This window comes from Rahnella rivi, assembly GCF_019049655.1.
Classification (GTDB): Bacteria; Pseudomonadota; Gammaproteobacteria; order Enterobacterales; family Enterobacteriaceae; genus Rahnella; species Rahnella rivi.
Window position 1 is genome coordinate 20,597 of the sequence record NZ_JAFMOX010000067.1, and the last position, 19,602, is coordinate 40,198.

Here is a 19,602-nt window from a genome sequence, read left to right on the forward strand (position 1 = left end):
TACTGTCAACCATTCTCGATTCGTTTTAGTTTACGGTCAACGATAATTATATTTTTTAGTTTACAACTTATTCACCGCAGGACGGTTTTATGAACCCCGCCGATCTCGAGTTCGACCAGCGCCACATCTGGCATCCTTATACGTCTATGACCAAACCGCTGCCTGCCTATCCGGTCGAATCTGCCTCGGGCGTCATGTTGCATCTCGCCGATGGCCGCGAGCTGGTGGACGGCATGTCGTCCTGGTGGGCGGCGATCCACGGTTATAATCACCCGCAGCTGAATCAGGCGGCGATCGAACAAATCGGCAAAATGTCCCACGTGATGTTTGGCGGGATCACCCATCCTTCGGCGGTGGCCCTGTCGCGCCGCCTGGTTGAGATGACGCCTGCCGGGCTGGAATGCGTGTTTCTGGCGGATTCCGGTTCTGTGGCGGTCGAAGTGGCGCTGAAAATGGCGATGCAATACTGGCAGGCGCGCGGTGAAAAACGCCAGACCTTGCTGACGCTGCGTAACGGCTATCATGGCGATACGTTTGGCGCGATGTCAGTGTGCGATCCGCAAAATTCGATGCACAGTTTGTATCAGGGATACCTGCCGCAGCATCTGTTTGCCGATGCGCCACAAAGCCGTTTTGGCGGGGAGTGGGACGAGGCGGATATCGCACCGTTCGCCAGAATGCTGGAAGAGAATCACCGCAAGATCGCGGCGGTCATTTTAGAGCCGGTGGTACAGGGCGCTGGCGGGATGCGGATTTATCATCCTTTGTATCTCAAACGCGTGCGCCACTTGTGCGATGAGTACGGCGTGCTGCTGATTGCCGATGAAATCGCCACCGGTTTTGGCCGCACCGGCAAGCTGTTTGCCTGCGACCACGCGGGAATTTCGCCGGACATTTTGTGTCTCGGCAAAGCCCTGACCGGCGGTTACATGACGCTTTCCGCCACGCTGACGACCCGTCATGTGGCCGAGGTGATCAGTAACGGCGAGGCCGGATGCTTTATGCATGGCCCGACGTTTATGGGCAACCCGCTGGCCTGCGCGGTCGCCAATGCGAGCCTGCACTTGTTGTCGGAAAACCGCTGGCAGGCGCAGGTATTCAGCATTGAAAAACAACTGAGTGCCGAATTGCAGCCGCTGGCTGAACACCCGGCGGTGGCGGACGTGCGGGTACTTGGCGCGATTGGCGTCGTGGAGATGCATCAGCCGGTGAACATGGCGCAGTTGCAAAAACACTTCGTGGCCGAAGGCGTGTGGATCCGCCCGTTTGGCAAACTGATTTATCTGATGCCGCCTTACATCATCTCATCCGCCGAACTGACCCGGCTTACCGGCGCGATTGCCGGTGCGCTGGCGGCGCTGTATTAACGCCTGCGAAAGCAACGCTACAGGGCGCTGACCAGGCGATGAGAGGTGGAAAGCAGCGCGCTCAGTTTCTCACGGCTGAGCCGCGCTTCTTCGGTCAGAAACTCTATCGCCACGGTCAGCGCGGGCGTGGGATTTTCCGGATACAACAGGGTGTAAGCTGCGCCGCTTGCGACACACAGCGGGAAAGGTGCTATCACCCTGCCCGCCTGCAAATCATCTTCGATCAGCGTCAGATCCCCGATCGCCACGCCATACCCCTGTAACGCCGAATTGATCGCCAGATCCAGCGTATCAAAATGCTGAGATTTGCCTGACGGCAAACTCTGCACCCCCTCTTCCCGCAGCCACATCAGCCAGTCGCGACGATCACGTGTCGGATGCAGCAGGGTTTTATCGGCCAGATCGGCGACTTCGGTATGCCCGTTGTGACGCGGTAAAAAATCTGGCGTGCACACCGGCGTCAGCACTTCATCAAACAGATGATGTGCGCGGCGCGGTGACTCCGGCGGGCGGCCAAAAATGACCGCCGCGTCAAAATGTTCATTGCTGAAATCCACACCATGAGCAATCGAGGCCGTCAGCTCAATACGCATATCCGGCCGGTCGTTTTGCAGCTGGATCACCCGCGGCAATAGCCAGCGCATCGAACAGGTCGGGCATTTGATGCGTAAGGTATCGGGATGAGAACCGACACGTTTCAGGGCATCCCCCATCAGTGCCAGCGCCTGCTGTACCGGTGGCAAGAGCTGTGCGCCGCGCGGGGTCAGCGTTAACCCGCGCGCCTGACGTAAAAATAACGGATAACCCAGCGCCACTTCCAGCCCGGTAATCTGACGGCTGACCGCGCCCTGCGTGATGTGCAGTAAGGTCGCGGCATGGGTCAGATTCAGTGTCTGCGCCACGACGGCAAAGGTTTTCAGCACATTGAGCGAGGGTAAATTCAGCGCATTGAGATGCGACAGTTCAGGAGAAAGGGCCACACATACCTCGTTAAAACCGCAATAAGCCATGACGAAAAGTCATAGCGAGTATGACAAATTTTCTATTGTCGGCACAGGGGAACTGTTGCTTAATCGTTGAACACCTGTTTTGACCCACTGATGGCCGTCTGGCCTGAATTTTTTGGGAAGTCTGCCATGAAAAGCGCACTGTTACCGCAGTCAAAATTACCGGACGTCGGCACCACCATTTTTACGGTGATTGGTCAGCTGAGCGCCGAGCACAATGCCCTTAATCTGTCGCAGGGCGCACCGAATTTCTCCTGTCAGCCGTCGCTTATCGACAGCGTGACCAAAGCCATGCGTGAAGGTCATAACCAATATGCCCCGATGAGCGGCGTGTCGGCATTGCGCCATGCGTTGTCAGCGAAAGTCGAGGCACTTTACGGGTGCCAGTATGACGCGGATGCGGAGGTCACGGTCATGGCCAGCGCCAGCGAAGGGCTTTACTCCGCCATCAGCGCGCTGGTGCATCCGGGCGATGAGGTGATTTACTTCGAACCTTCGTTCGACAGTTACGCGCCGATTGTGCGATTGCAGGGGGCAAAACCGGTCGCTATCAGCCTGTCGATGGAAGATTTCAGCATCGACTGGGATCAGGTGGCGAGTGCCATCAACAGCCGCACGCGAATGATCATCATCAACAGCCCGCACAACCCGACCGGCGCCATCTTTTCCGATTTCGACATTGAACGCCTGACCGCGCTGACGGAAAACACCGACATCATCATTTTGTCCGATGAAGTCTACGAACACGTGGTGTTTGATGGCGAACGCCACGAGAGCATGGCCTGTCACCCGCCACTGGCGGAGCGCAGCGTCATTGTGTCGTCGTTCGGCAAAACGTATCACGTCACCGGCTGGCGCGTCGGTTACTGCCTGGCGCCTGAAGAACTGATGAATGAGATCCGCAAAGTGCATCAGTTTATGATGTTCTCCGCCGACACGCCGATGCAGGTCGCCTTCGCCGAAGCGATGGCGGATCCGCAAAGTTATCTCGGGCTGGCGGATTTCTATCAGCAAAAGCGTGATTTGCTGGCTGACGCGCTCAGTGAATCCCGCTTTGAATTACTGCCCAGCCGTGGCAGTTTCTTTATGCTGGCGCGTTTTAGCCATTTCAGCCCGCTCTCCGACGACGAATTTGTGCTGAGTTTGATCCGTGATCATCAGATTGCGACGATTCCGCTGTCGGCGTTTTACAGCAATAACAAACCCACCGGGCTTATCCGCCTGAGTTTCGCCAAAGATAACGACACGTTGTATGAAGGCGCACGCCGCCTGTGTCGCGTCTGAGCCTTTGTATTTATCTGCATCACGCTGGGGAATTGTGAATAATGAAAAAATTGAAAATCGCATTACTGTTAGGTTGCGCCGTGGCGTCTTTCTCCGCACTGGCTGACGGTTCCACGCTGAAATTTGGCCTGGAAGCGCAATATCCGCCGTTCGAATCTAAAAGCGCCACCGGCGAATTACAGGGTTTTGATATCGATCTGGGCAACGCCGTCTGCGCTGCCGCCAGCGTAAAATGCGAATGGTACGACACCTCTTTCGATGGCCTGATTGCCGCCCTGCAGTCACGAAAATTTGACGCCATTAACTCCGCAATGAACGTCACCGCAAAACGCCGTCAGGCCATTGATTTTACGGACGTCATTTACCGCGTACCCAGCAAACTGATCGCTAAAAAAGACTCCGGCCTGCTGCCTGTCGTTGACTCGCTAAAAGGGAAACACATCGGCGTATTACAGGGTTCGATTCAGGAAAGTTATGCGAAGGCGCACTGGGCACCTGAAGGCGTGGATGTGGTGTCATATCAGGATCAGAACCAGGTTTATCTGGATCTCTCCTCGGGCCGGCTTGACGGCACATTAGTCCTGGCTCCTGCCGGTCAGACCGGTTTCCTGTCCCGTCCGGACGGAAAAGATTACGGATTTGTCGGTGACGCCGTGCGGGACGATAAGATCCTCGGCAACGGCATTGCGTTCGGTCTGCGTAAAGGCGATACCGCCACCAAAGAGAAACTCGACAAAGCTATCGCCAAAGTGAAGCAGGAAGGCACCGTGCAAACGCTGTCGAAGAAATATTTCGGCGATATTGATGTGAGCGTGAAGTAAATTTTCGAGCCAATGCCAGTTGACATGATCAACTGGCATTATCTGCTGATGCTTTGTGTTGCAGCTTTACTGCCCGTCAGTATTCCGAATTCACTACCACTTCTTCGCCATAGGCGCCGGCTTGCGGCAGCGGTTTATAGCTTGAGTTAGACGCACGCAGAACACGGATGCCCCTGGCACCTGCGGCTTGCGCTGCGGTGATGTCGTTGTCGGAATCGCCGTAGAAAATCTTGATCTGCTTGTCTTTCAGCCACTGCGTTTTGGTGTTCTGCCCCGCTTTGTCACCGGCGAAAATCACCGGATTCACTTTGTCTTGTGGGATCTGGAAATCTTCCTGCAAGGTTTTGGTGACCGTCTCGGTTTTGGTTTCGCTGCGGCCGGTGACGAAATAAATGCTGTCACCGCGTTTGATGTGCATGGCAATCAGGCCTTTCGCCACTTCTTTCGGCATGCTGAACTCATCCCACCCGTTGTTCATCTTTTCCCAAAATTGCGGGTTTTTCAGATAATCCTGTTTGCCTGGCGAGAACTCGAGCTGCCCGCGATAAAAGCCCGGCGAAGAGAACAGCACCGTATCATCAATATCAAACCCGACCGACACCGGCCCGCGCCCTTGCAGGCTGTTTTCGATTTGTGCGACGGATACCCAGTGTACCGGCGACTGTTGCGCAAGTTGCGCCACGTTGACGCCCGGATAGAGCGGCGCAGGTGCGGACTCTTTGGCAACCGCAGAGTGATTCAGGCTGAGCATCAGGCAAACGGCACTGAGTGCCAGTGTTGTTTTACGCATCGTGATCCCTTTTTTATGCTTATTAATCTTAAAGATAAGATGGAGCAATTGGTCAAAAATCTTACCAAACATACCTGTGTACCTCTCCCGGGAAAAGGGATTTCCCGGCGGGTATCATAGGAAAAGATGATGATCACACTTTGATGCAGAATCGTCTGACTTAGCCGGGTACAGCATCAACCGCTTTATGCGCAAATGACTTCGCGTCCTATACTTATTCCCTATTGTTTACATTTTTAACGCTCTTATACGCAAACGGAAAGGAACAGGTATGCCTCAATTACAGTCCGAAAACCGCCGCATCGTGCTGGCTTCACGCCCTCACGGTAAACCCGTTGACGAAAATTTCCGCCTCGAAAAATCCCCTTTACCGCAGGCCAAAGACGGTCAGTTATTACTGCGCACCGTGTGGCTTTCACTCGACCCGTACATGCGCGGCCGTATGAGCGATGCGCCTTCTTATGCTGCGCCCGTACAAATCGGTGAAGTGATGACCGGCGGCGCCGTTTCCCGCGTGGTCGAATCTCACAGCCCGGATTTCAAAACCGGCGATCTGGTGGTCGGCAGCACCGGCTGGCAGGATTACGCGGTGGCAGACGCCAAAACCGTGAAGAAACTGGAAGCCGCCGCGCTGAAACAACCTTCCCTGGCGCTGGGTGTGCTGGGTATGCCGGGCTTTACCGCCTTTATGGGCCTGCTGGATATCGGCGAACCTAAGCCAGGCGAAACGCTGGTTGTGGCCGCGGCGACCGGCCCGGTCGGTTCGCTGGTCGGGCAGATCGGTAAGATCAAAGGCTGCCGCGTGGTCGGTATTGCCGGCGGTGAAGAGAAATGCCGCTACGCGGTTGAGCATTTCGGTTTCGACGAATGTCTGGATCACCGCGCACCCGATCTGGATAAGCGCCTGAAAGCCGCCTGCCCGGACGGTATCGACGTGTACTTTGAAAACGTCGGCGGCGAGGTGTTTGATGCTGTGCTGCCACTGCTCAACACCAAAGCGCGTATTCCGGTCTGCGGGCTGGTTTCACAGTACAACGCCACCGGCCTGAATGAGGGGCAGGATCGTCTGTCGCTGCTGACCGGGACTATCCTTAAGAAACGCCTGCGTATGCAAGGTTTCATTATTTTTGATGATTACGGCCACCGTTATCATGAATTCGCGGCGCAAATGAGCGAATGGTTTGAGGCCGGTAAAGTGAAGTTCCGCGAGGATATCGTGGAAGGTCTGGAAAACGCACCGCAGGCATTCTTCGGGCTGCTTGAGGGGAAAAACTTTGGCAAACTGGTTGTCCGTGTCGGGCAGGATTAATCCCTGCTGACGTCCACAGGAGGTAACATGAAATTACTGATTGTATTGACATCGCACGATAAACTCGGCGAAACCGGCAAGAAAACCGGTTTCTGGCTGGAAGAATTCACCGCGCCTTATTATGAATTTCTGGATGCGGGTGCCACGCTGACGCTGGCTTCACCGAAAGGCGGTCAGCCGCCGCTGGATCCGAAAAGCGATGAGCCGGACGCCCAGACAGAAACCACCGATCGCTTCCGGCAGGATAAAGAGGCGCAGCACGCACTGGCCACGACGGTGAAACTCGCCGACGTCAGCGCCGCAGACTTTGATGCGGTGTTTTATCCGGGCGGTCACGGCCCGTTGTGGGATCTGGCAGAAGATGCGCATTCCATCGCGTTAATTCAGGCATTCTGGAAAGCGGGTAAACCGGTTTCCGCCGTCTGCCATGCGCCGGGCGTTTTGCGCAATGTTCTGCTCGAAGACGGCACGCCGCTGGTGAAGGACAAGCGCGTCACCGGGTTCAGTAACAGCGAGGAAGATGGCGTGGGCCTCACCGACATCGTGCCGTTCCTGGTAGAAGATGAGCTGAAAAAAAATGGCGGGGATTACAGTAAAGCGGCCGACTGGCATTCTTATGCCGTGACCGACGGAAAACTGATCACCGGCCAGAACCCGGCCTCTTCAACCGACGTTGCTAAGGCATTGTTGAAAATGCTGGGCGCTGAGGCGGCTGGCAAGTAATCTGACGAACAACGACACACTATCAGATGAGGGTTTTATGGCATTTACACTGACCAGCAACGATCTGCGCGACGGCGAGAAAATGCCGGAAACGCAGGTCTTCAACGGTATGGGCTACACCGGCGACAATCTGTCACCGCATCTGGCCTGGTCCGGCGCACCGGAAGGCACCAAAAGTTTTGTGATCACCTGCTATGACCCGGATGCGCCTACCGGCTCCGGTTGGTGGCACTGGGGCGTCGCCAATATTCCGGCTGACGTCAGCGCGTTGCCGCAGGGCGCAGGTTCCGGCAAAGGCGGTCTGCCTGCCGGTGCCGTGCAAACCCGTACGGACTTCGGCAAGGCCGGATACGGCGGCGCAGCACCTCCGCAGGGCGAGCATCACCACTACCATTTCACCGTGTATGCCCTTGATGTGGAACATCTCGACGTCAACGAAGAGGCCAGCGGTGCCTACCTCGGTTTCAACGTGCACTTCCATACGCTCGGCAAAGCATCACTGACAGTGATATACAGCTGATTCCTGTGGTATAAAAGAACCAGAAAAGGTGGTCAGTTTTGCTGACCACCGTTTTTTATTGCGGCTTTCACCGCAACTTTTAAAAAAAGAATAATGTTCTTCATCAAGGAGTCAGTCACAGTGAATATTTCCACCCTGTCGCGCGCGTGCGCTGTGTTGTCAGCCAGCCTGTTCCTGGCGGCATGTAGCAGCAGCCACGAAGGCTTATCAAGCCAGGTTGCTCCGGGCACCGCGTCCCTGCCCGTGTTATCTGCGGACGAAGCGGCCAACTTCACAACAAAAAATTATCTGGCCTTTGGCGGCCCTTCTTTGCAGGTTCAGAAACAGGGCTGGTTCCCTAAACTGGCCAGCACGGATGGCGTAAAAACAGACTTCGTGGTCGGCCCGCAATTGGGTACCGACGGCGCGGCATACACTAACGTACAGCTGGCGGTGAACGCAGCGCTGGCCGTGCGTAACCACGGTGAACGCATCTTCATCAAGATCCTGCCAGGCACCTATACCGGCGCGGTTTACATTCCGGCAGGTTCTCCGCCAGTCACCTTATTCGGTGCAGGCACCAGCCCTTCTGACGTCACCCTGTCTCAGGGTCTGGAAGCGGCCAGCACACCGGCAACTTACCGTGCAACCGTCAGCCCTAACGGCCAGTTTCTGCCAGGCGATCGCGCATTCTACATGTATAAAAACTGCGCAACGCTGACCACCGACACTATCGGCACCGGCTGTTCTGCCACCGTCTGGTCACAAAGCAACGGTCTGCAACTGCAGAACCTGACGATCGGTAATGCCACCCTCGACACCGTTGACGCAGGCGATCATTCCGCCGTGGCACTGCGTACCGATGGCGACAATGTCGTGATCGATAACGTGCGCCTGATTGGCCGTCAGAACACCTATATGGTCAATACCGCCAACATCCATAACGAAACGGACAACAACCGTTACAGCCGCGCTTACGTGCACAACAGCCTGATCGTGGGTGATGTGGATTACGTGTTTGGCCGTGCCCTTGCGGTGTTTGACCATGTGGAATTCCACACCGTCAGCAGCCGTGGCGTGAAAGAAGCGTCTGTCTTCGCCCCGAATACTCCGGCCAATGCGCCTTATGGCTTCCTGGTCATCGACAGTAATCTGACCGGCGACCGTGGTTTCGAGCAGGCAGCGAAAGCGAAAATGGGCCGTGCGTGGGATGTGGACGGTGCCAGCAGCCAGCTGGTTATCCGCGACAGCAGCTTCGACAACAGCTACGACCAGATGAATCCTTGGGGCGCAGCAGCGTTCTCAGGCCGTCCGTTCGCCGGCAATGTGCCGAAAGATGAAAAACAGCAGCGCAACCTGAACGACACAAACTTCAACCGCCTGTGGCAGTACAACAACGTGCTGACTCAGCCTGCGAAGTAATTCAGTCTGATGCGATGAAAAAACCGCCGGGGTTGCCTCCGGCGGTTTTTTTTCCTTCAGAGAAGACCTTACTGCGCTTCGTTACCCAGACGGAAGACGGACACCGTTCGTTCCAGCGTCACCGCCTGTTCGTCCAGTGATGCCGCCGCGCTGGCTGACTGCTGCACCAGCGCCGAGTTTTGCTGGGTCACGGTATCCATTTCCGCTACGGCAAGCGCAATCTGGCTGATCCCCCTGCTTTGCTCATCCGACGCCGAGGCAATTTCATGAATAATCTGTGTAACGTGACGGACAGATCCGACAATCTCTTCCATGGTGTCACCCGCTTTAGCGACCAGTTGCGACCCGTTATTCACGTTGGCGACGGACTTCTGAATCAGCCCTTCAATCTCTTTCGCCGCCTGCCCGCTGCGCTGCGCCAGGCTGCGCACCTCGCTGGCGACAACCGCAAAGCCCCGCCCCTGTTCACCGGCTCTCGCCGCTTCAACCGCCGCATTCAGCGCCAGAATGTTGGTCTGGAAAGCAATGCCGTTGATCACGGTGGTTATCTCGGAAATCTGCTTCGAGCTGACGGCAATCTCTTTCATGACACCCACCACATCACTCACCAGCTTGCCCCCGCGTGCAGCGGTGTCTGCGGCGTCGGATGCCAGCTGGCTGGCCTGCGTGGCGTTATCGGCGTTTTGTTTTACCGTTGAAGTCAGCTCTTCCATGCTGGCCGCGGTCTGCCCTAACGCCGCCGCCTGCTCTTCGGTGCGCGCCGACAGATCGATATTTCCGGCAGCAATTTCACCGGATGCACGCGACACCTGCGTCACGCCTTCGCGGATATTGCCGATGATCCCGTGCAGATTCTTGTTCATGCCTTCGATGGCGCGGCTCAGTTGCCCGACTTCATCAAAACTGTGGCTGGCGTTGTGCATAGTCAAATCACCGGCCGCAATGCGCTCCGCCGTCGCCAGCGTCCGGCGCAACGGCAGGGTCAGCTGGCGGGTCATACGCCATGAAATCAACGCCCCTGCAATGATGGTGGCGATGACAATGCTCACCATTTCTGTGATGGTCTGGCTGACTTCATGATGGGTGTTGGCGATTTCATGATCGAGCATCGTGTTGGATGCTGAGGTCAGCGCCAGCCCGGCGGCGGCGAGTTGTGCGGCGATGTCTTGCGCGTCGCTCCCGGCCGGAGGATTCAGCGTATGTTGCCAGCTTTCCCGGTAACGACGGATGTTTTCCGGCATCGCCTCTTCCAGAGGCTGATCCTGTTCGTCCCACGTATAGGCGGCGACCTCGGCCAGTCTGGCCTCCAGTTTATCCAGCGCCTGAGCGTTCTCTTCGACAAACTTCGGATCTTTGGTCGCCATGTAGGACAGGCGGGAAAATTTCGCGCTGCTCAGCAGATCATTGACGGTTTTGAGCAGCGTGACTTTTTCTGCCCGCTCATTAATACGGGTCAGATGGTAGATCCCGGATACCGCCACGAGCGAGCCCAGCAGCAACACCAGTGCGAAACCGGCTCCCAGTTTATTAGCGATAGTGGCGTGGCGAACGGGGCCAGCGATCCCTGAAAGTACATTCATTTTCTTCTCCCTGATTGACCAAAAGGACTGACTCTGAGGTGGCAAGGCCAGCACAGAATGAGTGAATAGCGGGAGAGTTATCGACCTGATAGGCACAATATTTAGAGGGAGATGAAAATAAGTCTTAACAATAGCACGGGAAGCTCAGGGATAAAAAAGCCCCTTAATACAGGGGCTTGATCATTATTACGTGACGGTATTATTCACCCGCACAAAATGAATCATAAGCCTGACGCATTGATTGAGGTTTGTTTAGCCTTCAGTCTCAGGCACGAATGTCCAGAATACTGACCCACATCGGGCCTTTGCCCACCGGGTAAGTTTTCAGCGTGGTCAACTGACCATTTGCCGGATCAATTTTCGCTACTTCAATGGCGTCGGATTTCTGACCGGCAGTGATCACAAACTGACCGCTGTGATCGATGTTGAAACCGCGCGGCTGCGTTTGTGTCGCGTGATGCCCCGCCAGCGTCAGTTCGCTGCCGTCTTCTGATACGGTCATTACCGAGATCAGGCTGGCCGTGCGGTCAGAGGCATACAGGAATTTGCCGTCCGGCGTAATGTGCAAGTCTGCTGCCCAGCAGGTGCCGGTGAAATCAGCAGGCATAATGCCCAGCGTCTGCACCTGACGGTATTCGCCGCTGGTCACGTCTTTCTGATACACATCCACGCTGCTGTTGAGTTCGTTCACACAGTAGGCGAAATGGTGATTAGGATGGAAAGCCATGTGGCGCGGACCGGCACCTTCCACCGTGCGCAGTTCGGCGGAGTCATGCGGCGTGGCCTCGCCCTGCTGGCTGAAATCGAACTGACGGATGCGGTCTTCTTTCAGCGCCGGGATCATCAGCAACTGGTTGGTCGGATCGATATTGGCAGAGTGCGGAGCCTGAATATTTTCCAGAACCTGCGTCGGTGCCAGCGCGTGGCCCTGCTCATCCAGCGGATGAATGCTGACGTTGTTGAAGCTGTAGGAGGCGGAGAACACAAAGCGCCCTTGCAGATCGATACCCAGATGCGTCGGGCTACCCGGCAGCGGGGCCATCGACGCTTCTTCGAGTTTGCCTTCGTGATCGATACGGTAAGTGAGCACGCCAAATGCAGGACGCACACCCACATACATACGGTGACCGTCAGGATGGATCACCATCGGCTGTACTTGCCCCGGCACTTCCACGGTTTGCAGCAGGCTCAGTTCACCCTTGTCCTCTAAACGAAAAGCGTGGATTTGCTGGCTATCAGGGCTGGCAACGTAGACAACTTGCTTCATCACAACTCCTTATTAAATCTCATTAGATTTGAAAGCGTGGTTCAGGATAACCCAACAACCCGGCAGCAGCCATGCCCTAAATCTGTTGGCCGTCCGGCAGGGCATTCACTGCACAAGTATGGCGGGTTTGCAGGTTTAATTAGCAGGCTTAACACGGTAACATGATGATAATTTCTTCGATCCTCTCACTCTATGATGGACTGCCCATGACTTATCGCATCATCGCACTTGATCTCGACGGTACGTTGCTCGACCGTCAAAAACGTATTCTGCCGGAATCTTTGTCTGCGCTGGCCGACGCCCGCGCACAGGGAATCAAAGTGGTCATCGTCACCGGACGCCATCACGTCGCGATCCATCCGTTTTACCAGGCCTTACAGCTGGATACACCGGCTATCTGCTGTAACGGCACCTATCTGTATGATTATCAGGCACGTAAGGTTCTGACCTCCGATCCGATGGATAAAGTGAAAGCCAAAAAAGTGGTCGACCTGCTGGAATATCACGGCATTCATGGCCTGCTGTATGTGGATGATGCCATGCTTTATCAGCAACCGAGCGGCCACGTCAGCCGTTCCATCGCCTGGGGTGAAACGCTGCCGGAAGGCCAGCGTCCGAACATCGTTCACGTCAACAGCCTGCGGGAAGCGGCCGATGAAGCGCAGTCCGTGTGGAAATTCGCCACCTCACATCAGGATCTGGATGCGCTGCACACTTTTGCCGCTCAGGCAGAAAATGAACTGGGCCTGGCCTGCGAGTGGTCATGGCACGATCAGGTGGACGTCGCTAAAGGCGGGAACAGCAAAGGCCGTCGTTTGCAGGAGTGGGTCGAATCTCAGGGCATGAGCATGCAGGATGTGGTGGCTTTCGGGGATAACTTTAACGATCTCAGCATGCTGGAAAATGTCGGGCTGGGCGTCGCGATGGGCAATGCGGTCGATGCCATTAAAGAGCGAGCCGCGCTGGTAATTGGCGACCACGAAACGCCGGGCATCGCGGAAGTTATCCGCAGTAAAGTCCTGAACTGATCCCGCGTTCACATCTGTCGACATAGACACCGTTAAAGCCTTCCTCCGCCACGAGGAAGGCTTTTTTTATGTCATGCCGGGCGGAACATCAGCATTCCGTCTTATGCTTTTCAGGCCGGACGCGGCGCTGAATTAACTGGTGATCTTCATCGAAATAGCGGCTTGGCCAGATAGTCGCCGGGGGCACCCCCAGCGCTTTCGCAATGATCATTTCGCCTTTCGCCCAGGGGCGCGCCAGTGCATTTGCCAGCGTCGAAGACCCTAATCCGGCTTCGCGGGATACCGCGGCCAGCGACGTTTTCCGTTTACGCAATCCGGCAATGATATCCGCCGGATGCCAGTCACTTTCCTTTTTCATCGTTCTTCCTTTTGTTGTAGGTTCAGCCGTTGAAATGTGGTCTACACTTTCTCGTTACGTCGTTCAGTAACTCTAAACAACAATATGTTAAGGGATGCTTAACATAACGTCAATACAGTTTATATGGTTATTTACTATGATCCCGCACAGACTGAAATCAGCACGGAAAAAAGCCAAACTCACGCAGGAGAAACTGGGTGTGTTAGGAGGCATTGATGAAAGCACCGCACGTTCGCGGGTATCGCAGTATGAGAGCGGGACGTACAGCCCGAACTTCGACACCTTGTGCCATTTCGCGCGCGTGCTGAACGTACCGGAATGCTATTTCTATATTATTGACGACGATTTCGCCGAGCAGGTTCTGAGCCTGTATGAAAACTTCAATACGCCAAAAGGTTAACGGTTGACCGACACGCTTTTAATCTGCGCATACAGCCACTGGCCTGCGCGGATCATCAGCTCGTCCCGCGCCCACGGCGTGATACGCGCCCAGATGACGTGGCCGGCCATCGCCAGTTTCACTTCCACCTGATTGCCGACCTCAAGACATTCCAGCACCTGCGCGGGCAGTACGTTGCGAATGCTGCTGTTATTGGCGGTCGGTTGCAGCACCAGCGAAACGTCGGTGGCATTGACCCGCACCCGCAACGGCGTGCCCGGTTCTTCGTCCACTTTGCTTATCCACAAACGCTGATCGCCGATCGCCAGCGCGGTCATTTCGTAACGCGGATGGTGCTCCAGCACGCTGACGTTCAGCACGCTGCTTTGTTCTTCCTTCGGCAGCCACGGGCGCATCACGTTGCTCGCCCAGACCTCTTCCAGAGTGCCCATCGCCAATACTTTACCGGCATCCAGTACCAGGACTTTTTCCGCCAGCCGCAGAATTTCATCCAGGCTGTGCGTCACGTATAAAATCGGAATACTGACTTCCTGCGCCAGCCGTTCGAGATAAGGCATGAGTTCGCGTTTACGCGGAAGATCCAGCGCTGCCAGCGGTTCATCCATCAGCAAAATTTCCGGTGCGGTGAGTAACGCACGGCCAATGGCGACGCGCTGCTTTTCTCCGCCGGAAAGTGTGAGCGGAAAACGGTCGAGCAAAGCTTCAATGCCCAGCAAACGGACAATACTGTCGAACTGGCCGCGCATCGATGCCGCCATGCCGTATTGCAGATTTCCCTTCACCCGATAGTGCGGGAACAGCCGCGCATCCTGAAACACATAACCGACACGCCGCTTTTCCGGCGGCAGAAAAATCTTGCCCTGCGCATCTGACAGCAGACGGCCATTCAGGGAAATATGGCCGCTGTCGGTTTTTGTCAGCCCGCCGATGGCATTGATAAGCGACGTTTTCCCTGCGCCGGATAACCCGAAAATGGCAGTAATGCCCTGCGCCGGTAAGGTTTGTGTGACCTGTAAATTCAGATCACCCAGTTGCTGACTGAAATCCAGTTCCAGCATGTCAGCCTCCCAGCCGCGTTCGGCTGCGCTTTGCCAGCCAGTCAGAAATCAGTAATGCCGCCAGTGACAGCAGGATAGCCAGCACGCAAAGCCGCGCAGCGGCGCCCTCTGCGCCGGGGGTTTCAATCAGGGTGTACATCGCGAGCGGAATGGTGCGGGTTTCACCAGGGATGTTGGAGACGAAGGTAATGGTTGCGCCAAATTCTCCCAGCGAGCGGGCAAATGCCAGCACCACGCCGACGATCACGCCAGGAACGGACAGCGGCAGGGTGATGGTGAAAAACACCCGCCACGGCGAGGCGCCGAGCGTCCGCGCGGCGAGTTCCAGCTTGGGGTCAACGGCTTCCAGCGACTGGCGAATGGCGCGCACCATCAGCGGAAAGGCAACGACGGCAGAAGCCAGTACCGCGCCGTGCCAGCTGAAGCTGAAGCTGAATCCGAACCACGCGTACAACCACTCGCCCACCACGCCGCGCCTTCCCATCACCACCAGCAGCAAATAGCCAATCACCACCGGCGGTAACACCAGTGGCAGATGGATAATGCTGTCGAGCAGGGATTTGCCGGGAAAACGGCAGCGGACCAAAATCCACGCCATCAGAATACCAAGTGGCAGACTGCAAACTACGGACAGGCTCGATACTTTCAGACTGAGAAATACCGCCTGCCACTCATATTCACTCAACATCATTTGCGTGGCGTAAATCCATAATGGGTGAAGATCTCAGCGGCAGCAGGCGTTTTCAGGTAATCGTAAAACGCGCTGACCGTTGGATTTTCATGGCCTTTAACAATAGCCATCGGATATTCAACCGGCTTATGGCTTGCAGCCGGGAAGATACCGACAACCTTCACTTTTTTGCTGGCGATGGCATCAGAGCCGTACACGATACCCAGCGGCGCTTCTTCACGCTCTACCAGCGCCATCGCGGCACGCACGTCGCTGGCGCGCGCCAGTTTCGGTTCCAGCGTGGTCCAGGCACCCAGTTTTTGCAGCGCCTCTTTCGCATAAATGCCCGCCGGGACGTGATCCGGATCGCCCACGGCTAAGCGGCTGTCGCCAATCAGTTTCAGCCATTCTGTTTTTTCAGAGATATCGACTTTATCGATTTTGCTGGTTTTAGCCGAGATCAGCACCAGCTCATTGCCGAGCAGAGTATAACGGGTGTTATCGACAATTTGTTGCTTGCCGATGGCGTAATCCATCCATTGCTGATCGGCAGAAATGAACAGATCGGCCGGTGCACCCTGCTCAATCTGGCGTGCCAGAGTGGATGACGATGCGAAAGAAGACACCACCTGCACGCCTTTTTCTTTCTGATACTGCGTGGCGATATCCTGCAGGGCGTTAGTCAGCGACGCGGCGGCAAACACCGTGATTTTCTCTGCGGCCTGCGCCTGAACGTTCAGACCTGCCACCAGCACGGTCGCCGTCAATAATTTCGCCCAAGAAGTTTTCATCATTTTTCCTCGCCTGTTATGGGTTATTCATGCTTTTGAAGATGCGTTATGTACGCAACAATATAGCGCAGGAAAAAGGAGTGTCATCTGATTTATCGGCGGAAATGGCAGGAACTTGATGTTTGTTGATCTGGCTTCGCTGAAGAGTTTTCAAAGGGTTGTCTTTTCAACTGGGCTTAGAAAAAAGAAAACCCGGCACAGGGGCCGGGTTATTCGAATCAATACTGCGGGTATCAGTAATGAGGCTTATTGCGGGACTCTTTAGAGTGGCCGACGACCGAAATGATGTTGAAAACTTCGCCCAGTCCCCAGATCAGGCCCAGGATCACCGCGATGAAGATCGGCACCATGATGGCAGCGAATACCAAACTTTCGATTAATTCTAACATGATAGCCTCACTTGACTGGCTGAATCGCACAACACGGCGATGTTCATAAACTGAATTACAGACTGTGACGGATAATAACAGCACGGGGCTGCAATTACTTTAGCATTTCGCCAACTTGCCTGCAGACCGGTTTAACGGCGACAATGCCCCTTCGTCCATTAAGGAAGCTGACATGCAAGCTGAAATCCTGTTAACCCTCAAGCTGCGGGAGCGGTTGTTCGCTGACCCGCGTCGTATGGAATTACTGCGCCAGATACGCCATACCGGTTCAATCAGCCAGGGCGCGAAGCTGGCGGGTATCAGTTATAAAAGCGCGTGGGACGCCATCAACGAGATGAACCAGCTGGCCGATGATACCCTGGTCGAGCGCAGTACCGGCGGTAAAGGCGGCGGTGGCGCGATCCTCACGCCTTACGGTGAGCGGCTGATCCAGCTGTACGAACTGCTGGCGCAGATCCAGCAAAAAGCTTTTGATGTGCTGAAAGAAGATTCCCTGCCCCTCGACAGCCTGCTGGCCGCCATTTCGCGCTTCTCCCTGCAGACCAGCGCGCGCAATCAGTTCTTCGGCAACGTGGTGGAACGCAGCCACGAAACGGTACAGCAGCATATTGATGTGGTGCTGGCTGATGGCGAAACCCGGATCCGCGCCGCCATCACCGAACAAAGTGCTGACCGGCTGGCGCTGACGCCCGGCAAAGAAGTGCTGGTGCTGATCAAAGCGCCGTGGATCACCCTCGGGCTCAGCGCAGAAAATCCGCATAACGCATTACCGGGCGAAGTGACCCATATTCAGCGCGGCGAACTGAACAGCGAGGTGCTGCTGAAACTCACCGGCGGCGAGACGTTGTGCGCCACCGTGCCGAACCAGGATACCGACAGTCTGCGGCTGGCGACCGGTCAGTCTGTGTTTGCTCAGTTTGATGACGATAAAGTGATTCTTGCCACGCTGTGCTAAAAATGCTCTGTTAATCATATCCTTGCAGAATCAGCGTTAACACTTTGCAGAATTGTCAATTGACTTGCACGGCGGCAGCGCTTATCCCTTCTTACATAACATGCCTGCATAAAAAGGGATAAATCATGCCGTCGTTGCACATCTCGCAAGGTATTTTCCGCCTGAGCGATACCCGAACCCTCACACTTTCCGATCTGACCCTGCAGCAGAGTGACACCTGGGCCTTCGTTGGCTCCAACGGCAGCGGAAAATCCGCGCTGGCGCGTGCGCTTGCCGGTGACTTGACGCTTCTCAAAGGCACGCGCGAGACCAGTTTTGCGCATATCGTCAGGCTTTCTTTCGAGCAGCTGCAAAAACTGGTGGCCGATGAATGGCAGCGCAACAACACCGATTTGCTCAGCGAAGGCGAGGACGATACCGGCCGCACCACCGCTGACATCATTCAGGAAGAGATGAAAGATCCGGCGCGCTGTGCCGCCCTCGCCGCCCAATTTGGCATTGAGAAACTCCTCGATCGCCGCTTCAAATACCTTTCTACCGGCGAAACCCGCAAAACACTGCTGTGTCAGGTGTTGATGCAACAACCCGATTTGCTGGTGCTCGACGAACCCTTCGACGGTCTGGACGTCAACGCCCGCGCCCAGCTGGCGCAGTTGCTCGCCACGCTGGCAGAACACGGGCAGACCATGGTGCTGGTGCTGAACCGCTTTGACGATATTCCGCCGTTCGTTCAACACGTCGGCGTGCTGGCCGATTGCACGCTGGCGTCATTCGGCCCGCGTGAACAGGTGATGGCCGATGCCCTGGTGGCGCAGCTGGCGCACAGTGAAAGCCTGAGCGGCATGGCGGTACCGGAAGCCGAAGACCCGACGATGCGTGTGAGCCCGCCGGCAGACTGCCCGCTGATCGTTTTGCGCGACGGTGTGGTGCAATACGACGATAAACCTATCCTGCATCACCTGAGCTGGCAGGTTGACCCCGGTCAGCACTGGCAAATCACCGGGCAAAACGGAGCGGGTAAATCCACCCTGCTCAGCCTGATTACCGGCGATCACGCGCAGGGCTACAGCAACGATCTGACGCTTTTTGGCCGCCGTCGTGGCAGCGGTGAAACCATCTGGGACATCAAACGCCATATCGGTTACGTCAGCAGCAGCCTGCATCTCGACTACCGTGTCAGCACCAGCGTGCGCAACGTCATTACGTCGGGTTTCTTCGATTCCATCGGGATTTATCAGGCCGTTTCCGACCGGCAGCGCCTGCTCACCGCGCAGTGGCTGACTCTCCTCGGCCTCGGCGGCAGCGCCGGAGATACGCCGTTTCACAGTTTGTCATGGGGGCAACAGCGGCTGGCCCTGATTGCCCGCGCGCTGGTGAAACACCCTGCGCTGCTGATCCTCGATGAACCGTTACAGGGTCTGGATCCGATCAACCGTCAGCTGGTGCGGCGCTTTGTGGATATTCTGATTGGCGAAGGTGACACCCAGTTGCTGTTTGTTTCGCATCACGCTGAAGATGCGCCTGAGTGCATTACTCACCGCCTGAGTTTTATTCCTGACGGCGATATTTACCGGTATCAGACAGAACAGCTGTAATCCCTCACGGCCTTCCTGCTGCGGAAGGCCGCTTTTCTGACGACATCCTGCTTTTTTCTCCCCTGAAACTGTTTTCAAACCCTGCTGAGCAATCAGTGTAATCGATTACACAAGCCGCCTGTTGTGGGGCGAGATGATTTACACTCCGCTTTCGATATCGCCGGTATCACCTGTTTAGCGCCGTGGAAAGGTGATAAACTGTTTGTGTAAGCGATTCCATTTTATTGGGGATGGATCACCTTTTTCAGCCAAGCAGCGTGATATCGTTGCAACATTGATACTCATCGGG

General features: G+C 55.7%; 20 protein-coding genes. 11 read left to right on the forward strand and 9 right to left on the reverse strand.

Annotation, left to right across the window (positions count from 1 at the left end; genetic code table 11):
- Positions 1-89 precede the first annotated feature (89 nt).
- Entirely contained in the window at positions 90-1,367 is a 1,278-nt protein-coding gene (bioA, locus tag J1779_RS23145) for an adenosylmethionine--8-amino-7-oxononanoate transaminase (RefSeq protein WP_136376806.1), read from the forward strand.
- Between the two features lie 17 nt (positions 1,368-1,384).
- Here bioA and J1779_RS23150 read toward each other — a convergent pair whose 3' ends face one another.
- The gene (locus J1779_RS23150) at positions 1,385-2,347 is read right to left on the reverse strand and encodes a LysR substrate-binding domain-containing protein (protein WP_217204905.1); all 963 of its coding nucleotides are present in this window, start codon (positions 2,345-2,347) and stop codon (positions 1,385-1,387) included.
- 156 nt (positions 2,348-2,503) lie between these two features.
- Between J1779_RS23150 and J1779_RS23155 the strand changes: the two genes are divergently transcribed.
- Both J1779_RS23155 and J1779_RS23160 read left to right on the forward strand, forming a co-directional pair.
- Complete coding sequence (locus tag J1779_RS23155; RefSeq protein WP_056772034.1) at positions 2,504-3,658, forward strand: methionine aminotransferase; 1,155 nt, start codon at positions 2,504-2,506, stop codon at positions 3,656-3,658.
- A gap of 41 nt (positions 3,659-3,699) precedes the next feature.
- Positions 3,700-4,479, forward strand: a complete 780-nt coding sequence (locus J1779_RS23160) for an ABC transporter substrate-binding protein (RefSeq protein WP_217204906.1) — start codon at positions 3,700-3,702, stop codon at positions 4,477-4,479.
- Between the two features lie 76 nt (positions 4,480-4,555).
- Here the strand turns inward: J1779_RS23160 and aphA are convergent, their stop codons facing one another.
- Positions 4,556-5,269 carry an acid phosphatase AphA gene (gene aphA / locus J1779_RS23165; protein ID WP_217204907.1) on the reverse strand — a complete coding sequence of 238 codons (714 nt, stop codon included), beginning with the start codon at positions 5,267-5,269 and terminating at the stop codon, positions 4,556-4,558.
- Between the two features lie 271 nt (positions 5,270-5,540).
- On the opposite strand from aphA, the gene J1779_RS23170 reads away from it, so the two are divergent.
- The 4 genes from J1779_RS23170 (at position 5,541) to J1779_RS23185 (ending at position 9,222) form a co-directional block, all read left to right on the forward strand.
- Positions 5,541-6,578 (forward strand): NADP-dependent oxidoreductase, encoded by a 1,038-nt coding sequence (locus J1779_RS23170; RefSeq protein WP_217204908.1) that lies wholly within the window; start codon positions 5,541-5,543, stop codon positions 6,576-6,578.
- A 27-nt stretch (positions 6,579-6,605) separates the two neighbouring features.
- Positions 6,606-7,301: a type 1 glutamine amidotransferase domain-containing protein gene (locus tag J1779_RS23175; protein WP_217204909.1), complete on the forward strand. Its 696-nt coding sequence runs from the start codon at positions 6,606-6,608 to the stop codon at positions 7,299-7,301.
- Between the two features lie 37 nt (positions 7,302-7,338).
- A complete protein-coding gene (locus tag J1779_RS23180) occupies positions 7,339-7,821 on the forward strand; it encodes a kinase inhibitor (RefSeq protein ID WP_217204910.1) in 483 nt (160 codons plus the stop codon).
- Positions 7,822-7,941: 120 nt separating this feature from the next.
- Entirely contained in the window at positions 7,942-9,222 is a 1,281-nt protein-coding gene (locus J1779_RS23185; protein WP_056771751.1) for a putative acyl-CoA thioester hydrolase, read from the forward strand.
- Between the two features lie 68 nt (positions 9,223-9,290).
- On the opposite strand, the gene J1779_RS23190 is transcribed toward J1779_RS23185, so the two are convergent.
- Together J1779_RS23190 and pgl are read right to left on the reverse strand one after the other, a co-directional pair.
- Positions 9,291-10,802 carry a methyl-accepting chemotaxis protein gene (locus tag J1779_RS23190; RefSeq protein WP_217204911.1) on the reverse strand — a complete coding sequence of 504 codons (1,512 nt, stop codon included), beginning with the start codon at positions 10,800-10,802 and terminating at the stop codon, positions 9,291-9,293.
- A gap of 265 nt (positions 10,803-11,067) precedes the next feature.
- On the reverse strand, positions 11,068-12,069 hold the full coding sequence (pgl, locus tag J1779_RS23195; protein ID WP_217204912.1) for a 6-phosphogluconolactonase: 1,002 nt from the start codon (positions 12,067-12,069) through the stop codon (positions 11,068-11,070).
- 206 nt (positions 12,070-12,275) lie between these two features.
- Between pgl and J1779_RS23200 the strand changes: the two genes are divergently transcribed.
- Positions 12,276-13,097, forward strand: a complete 822-nt coding sequence (locus J1779_RS23200; protein WP_217204913.1) for a pyridoxal phosphatase — start codon at positions 12,276-12,278, stop codon at positions 13,095-13,097.
- 88 nt (positions 13,098-13,185) lie between these two features.
- Here the strand turns inward: J1779_RS23200 and J1779_RS23205 are convergent, their stop codons facing one another.
- Positions 13,186-13,455, reverse strand: a complete 270-nt coding sequence (locus J1779_RS23205; protein ID WP_056771737.1) for a helix-turn-helix domain-containing protein — start codon at positions 13,453-13,455, stop codon at positions 13,186-13,188.
- Between the two features lie 136 nt (positions 13,456-13,591).
- Between J1779_RS23205 and J1779_RS23210 the strand changes: the two genes are divergently transcribed.
- The gene (locus tag J1779_RS23210; protein WP_183846227.1) at positions 13,592-13,855 is read left to right on the forward strand and encodes a helix-turn-helix domain-containing protein; all 264 of its coding nucleotides are present in this window, start codon (positions 13,592-13,594) and stop codon (positions 13,853-13,855) included.
- Here the strand turns inward: J1779_RS23210 and modC are convergent.
- The 4 genes from modC to J1779_RS23230 form a co-directional block, all read right to left on the reverse strand.
- A complete protein-coding gene (modC, locus tag J1779_RS23215; protein ID WP_217204914.1) occupies positions 13,852-14,913 on the reverse strand; it encodes a molybdenum ABC transporter ATP-binding protein ModC in 1,062 nt (353 codons plus the stop codon). The two genes, J1779_RS23210 and modC, sit on opposite strands and share 4 nt — an antisense overlap.
- 1 nt (position 14,914) lies before the next feature.
- On the reverse strand, positions 14,915-15,604 hold the full coding sequence (gene modB / locus J1779_RS23220) for a molybdate ABC transporter permease subunit (RefSeq protein WP_122095850.1): 690 nt from the start codon (positions 15,602-15,604) through the stop codon (positions 14,915-14,917).
- Entirely contained in the window at positions 15,601-16,374 is a 774-nt protein-coding gene (modA, locus tag J1779_RS23225) for a molybdate ABC transporter substrate-binding protein (RefSeq protein WP_056771724.1), read from the reverse strand. Before modA ends, modB begins: the two co-directional genes overlap by 4 nt.
- Positions 16,375-16,607: 233 nt before the next feature.
- Positions 16,608-16,763: an AcrZ family multidrug efflux pump-associated protein gene (locus J1779_RS23230; protein WP_072158040.1), complete on the reverse strand. Its 156-nt coding sequence runs from the start codon at positions 16,761-16,763 to the stop codon at positions 16,608-16,610.
- Between the two features lie 172 nt (positions 16,764-16,935).
- On the opposite strand from J1779_RS23230, the gene modE reads away from it, so the two are divergent.
- Together modE and modF are read left to right on the forward strand one after the other, a co-directional pair.
- Positions 16,936-17,718: a molybdenum-dependent transcriptional regulator gene (modE, locus tag J1779_RS23235; RefSeq protein WP_122095852.1), complete on the forward strand. Its 783-nt coding sequence runs from the start codon at positions 16,936-16,938 to the stop codon at positions 17,716-17,718.
- 125 nt (positions 17,719-17,843) lie between these two features.
- On the forward strand, positions 17,844-19,313 hold the full coding sequence (gene modF, locus J1779_RS23240; protein WP_217204915.1) for a molybdate ABC transporter ATP-binding protein ModF: 1,470 nt from the start codon (positions 17,844-17,846) through the stop codon (positions 19,311-19,313).
- The last annotated feature ends 289 nt before the right edge of the window (positions 19,314-19,602 follow it).

Coding starts and splice junctions, on each gene's coding strand:
- modF (WP_217204915.1), top strand. CDS start 17,844: ATGCCGTCGTTGCACATCTCGCAAGGTATTTTCCGCCTGAGCGATACC.
- aphA (WP_217204907.1), bottom strand. CDS start 5,269: ATGCGTAAAACAACACTGGCACTCAGTGCCGTTTGCCTGATGCTCAGC.
- J1779_RS23155 (WP_056772034.1), top strand. CDS start 2,504: ATGAAAAGCGCACTGTTACCGCAGTCAAAATTACCGGACGTCGGCACC.
- J1779_RS23170 (WP_217204908.1), top strand. CDS start 5,541: ATGCCTCAATTACAGTCCGAAAACCGCCGCATCGTGCTGGCTTCACGC.
- J1779_RS23210 (WP_183846227.1), top strand. CDS start 13,592: ATGATCCCGCACAGACTGAAATCAGCACGGAAAAAAGCCAAACTCACG.
- modE (WP_122095852.1), top strand. CDS start 16,936: ATGCAAGCTGAAATCCTGTTAACCCTCAAGCTGCGGGAGCGGTTGTTC.
- J1779_RS23200 (WP_217204913.1), top strand. CDS start 12,276: ATGACTTATCGCATCATCGCACTTGATCTCGACGGTACGTTGCTCGAC.
- J1779_RS23175 (WP_217204909.1), top strand. CDS start 6,606: ATGAAATTACTGATTGTATTGACATCGCACGATAAACTCGGCGAAACC.
- pgl (WP_217204912.1), bottom strand. CDS start 12,069: ATGAAGCAAGTTGTCTACGTTGCCAGCCCTGATAGCCAGCAAATCCAC.
- modC (WP_217204914.1), bottom strand. CDS start 14,913: ATGCTGGAACTGGATTTCAGTCAGCAACTGGGTGATCTGAATTTACAG.
- modA (WP_056771724.1), bottom strand. CDS start 16,374: ATGAAAACTTCTTGGGCGAAATTATTGACGGCGACCGTGCTGGTGGCA.
- bioA (WP_136376806.1), top strand. CDS start 90: ATGAACCCCGCCGATCTCGAGTTCGACCAGCGCCACATCTGGCATCCT.
- J1779_RS23190 (WP_217204911.1), bottom strand. CDS start 10,802: ATGAATGTACTTTCAGGGATCGCTGGCCCCGTTCGCCACGCCACTATC.
- J1779_RS23230 (WP_072158040.1), bottom strand. CDS start 16,763: ATGTTAGAATTAATCGAAAGTTTGGTATTCGCTGCCATCATGGTGCCG.
- modB (WP_122095850.1), bottom strand. CDS start 15,604: ATGATGTTGAGTGAATATGAGTGGCAGGCGGTATTTCTCAGTCTGAAA.
- J1779_RS23205 (WP_056771737.1), bottom strand. CDS start 13,455: ATGAAAAAGGAAAGTGACTGGCATCCGGCGGATATCATTGCCGGATTG.
- J1779_RS23160 (WP_217204906.1), top strand. CDS start 3,700: ATGAAAAAATTGAAAATCGCATTACTGTTAGGTTGCGCCGTGGCGTCT.
- J1779_RS23180 (WP_217204910.1), top strand. CDS start 7,339: ATGGCATTTACACTGACCAGCAACGATCTGCGCGACGGCGAGAAAATG.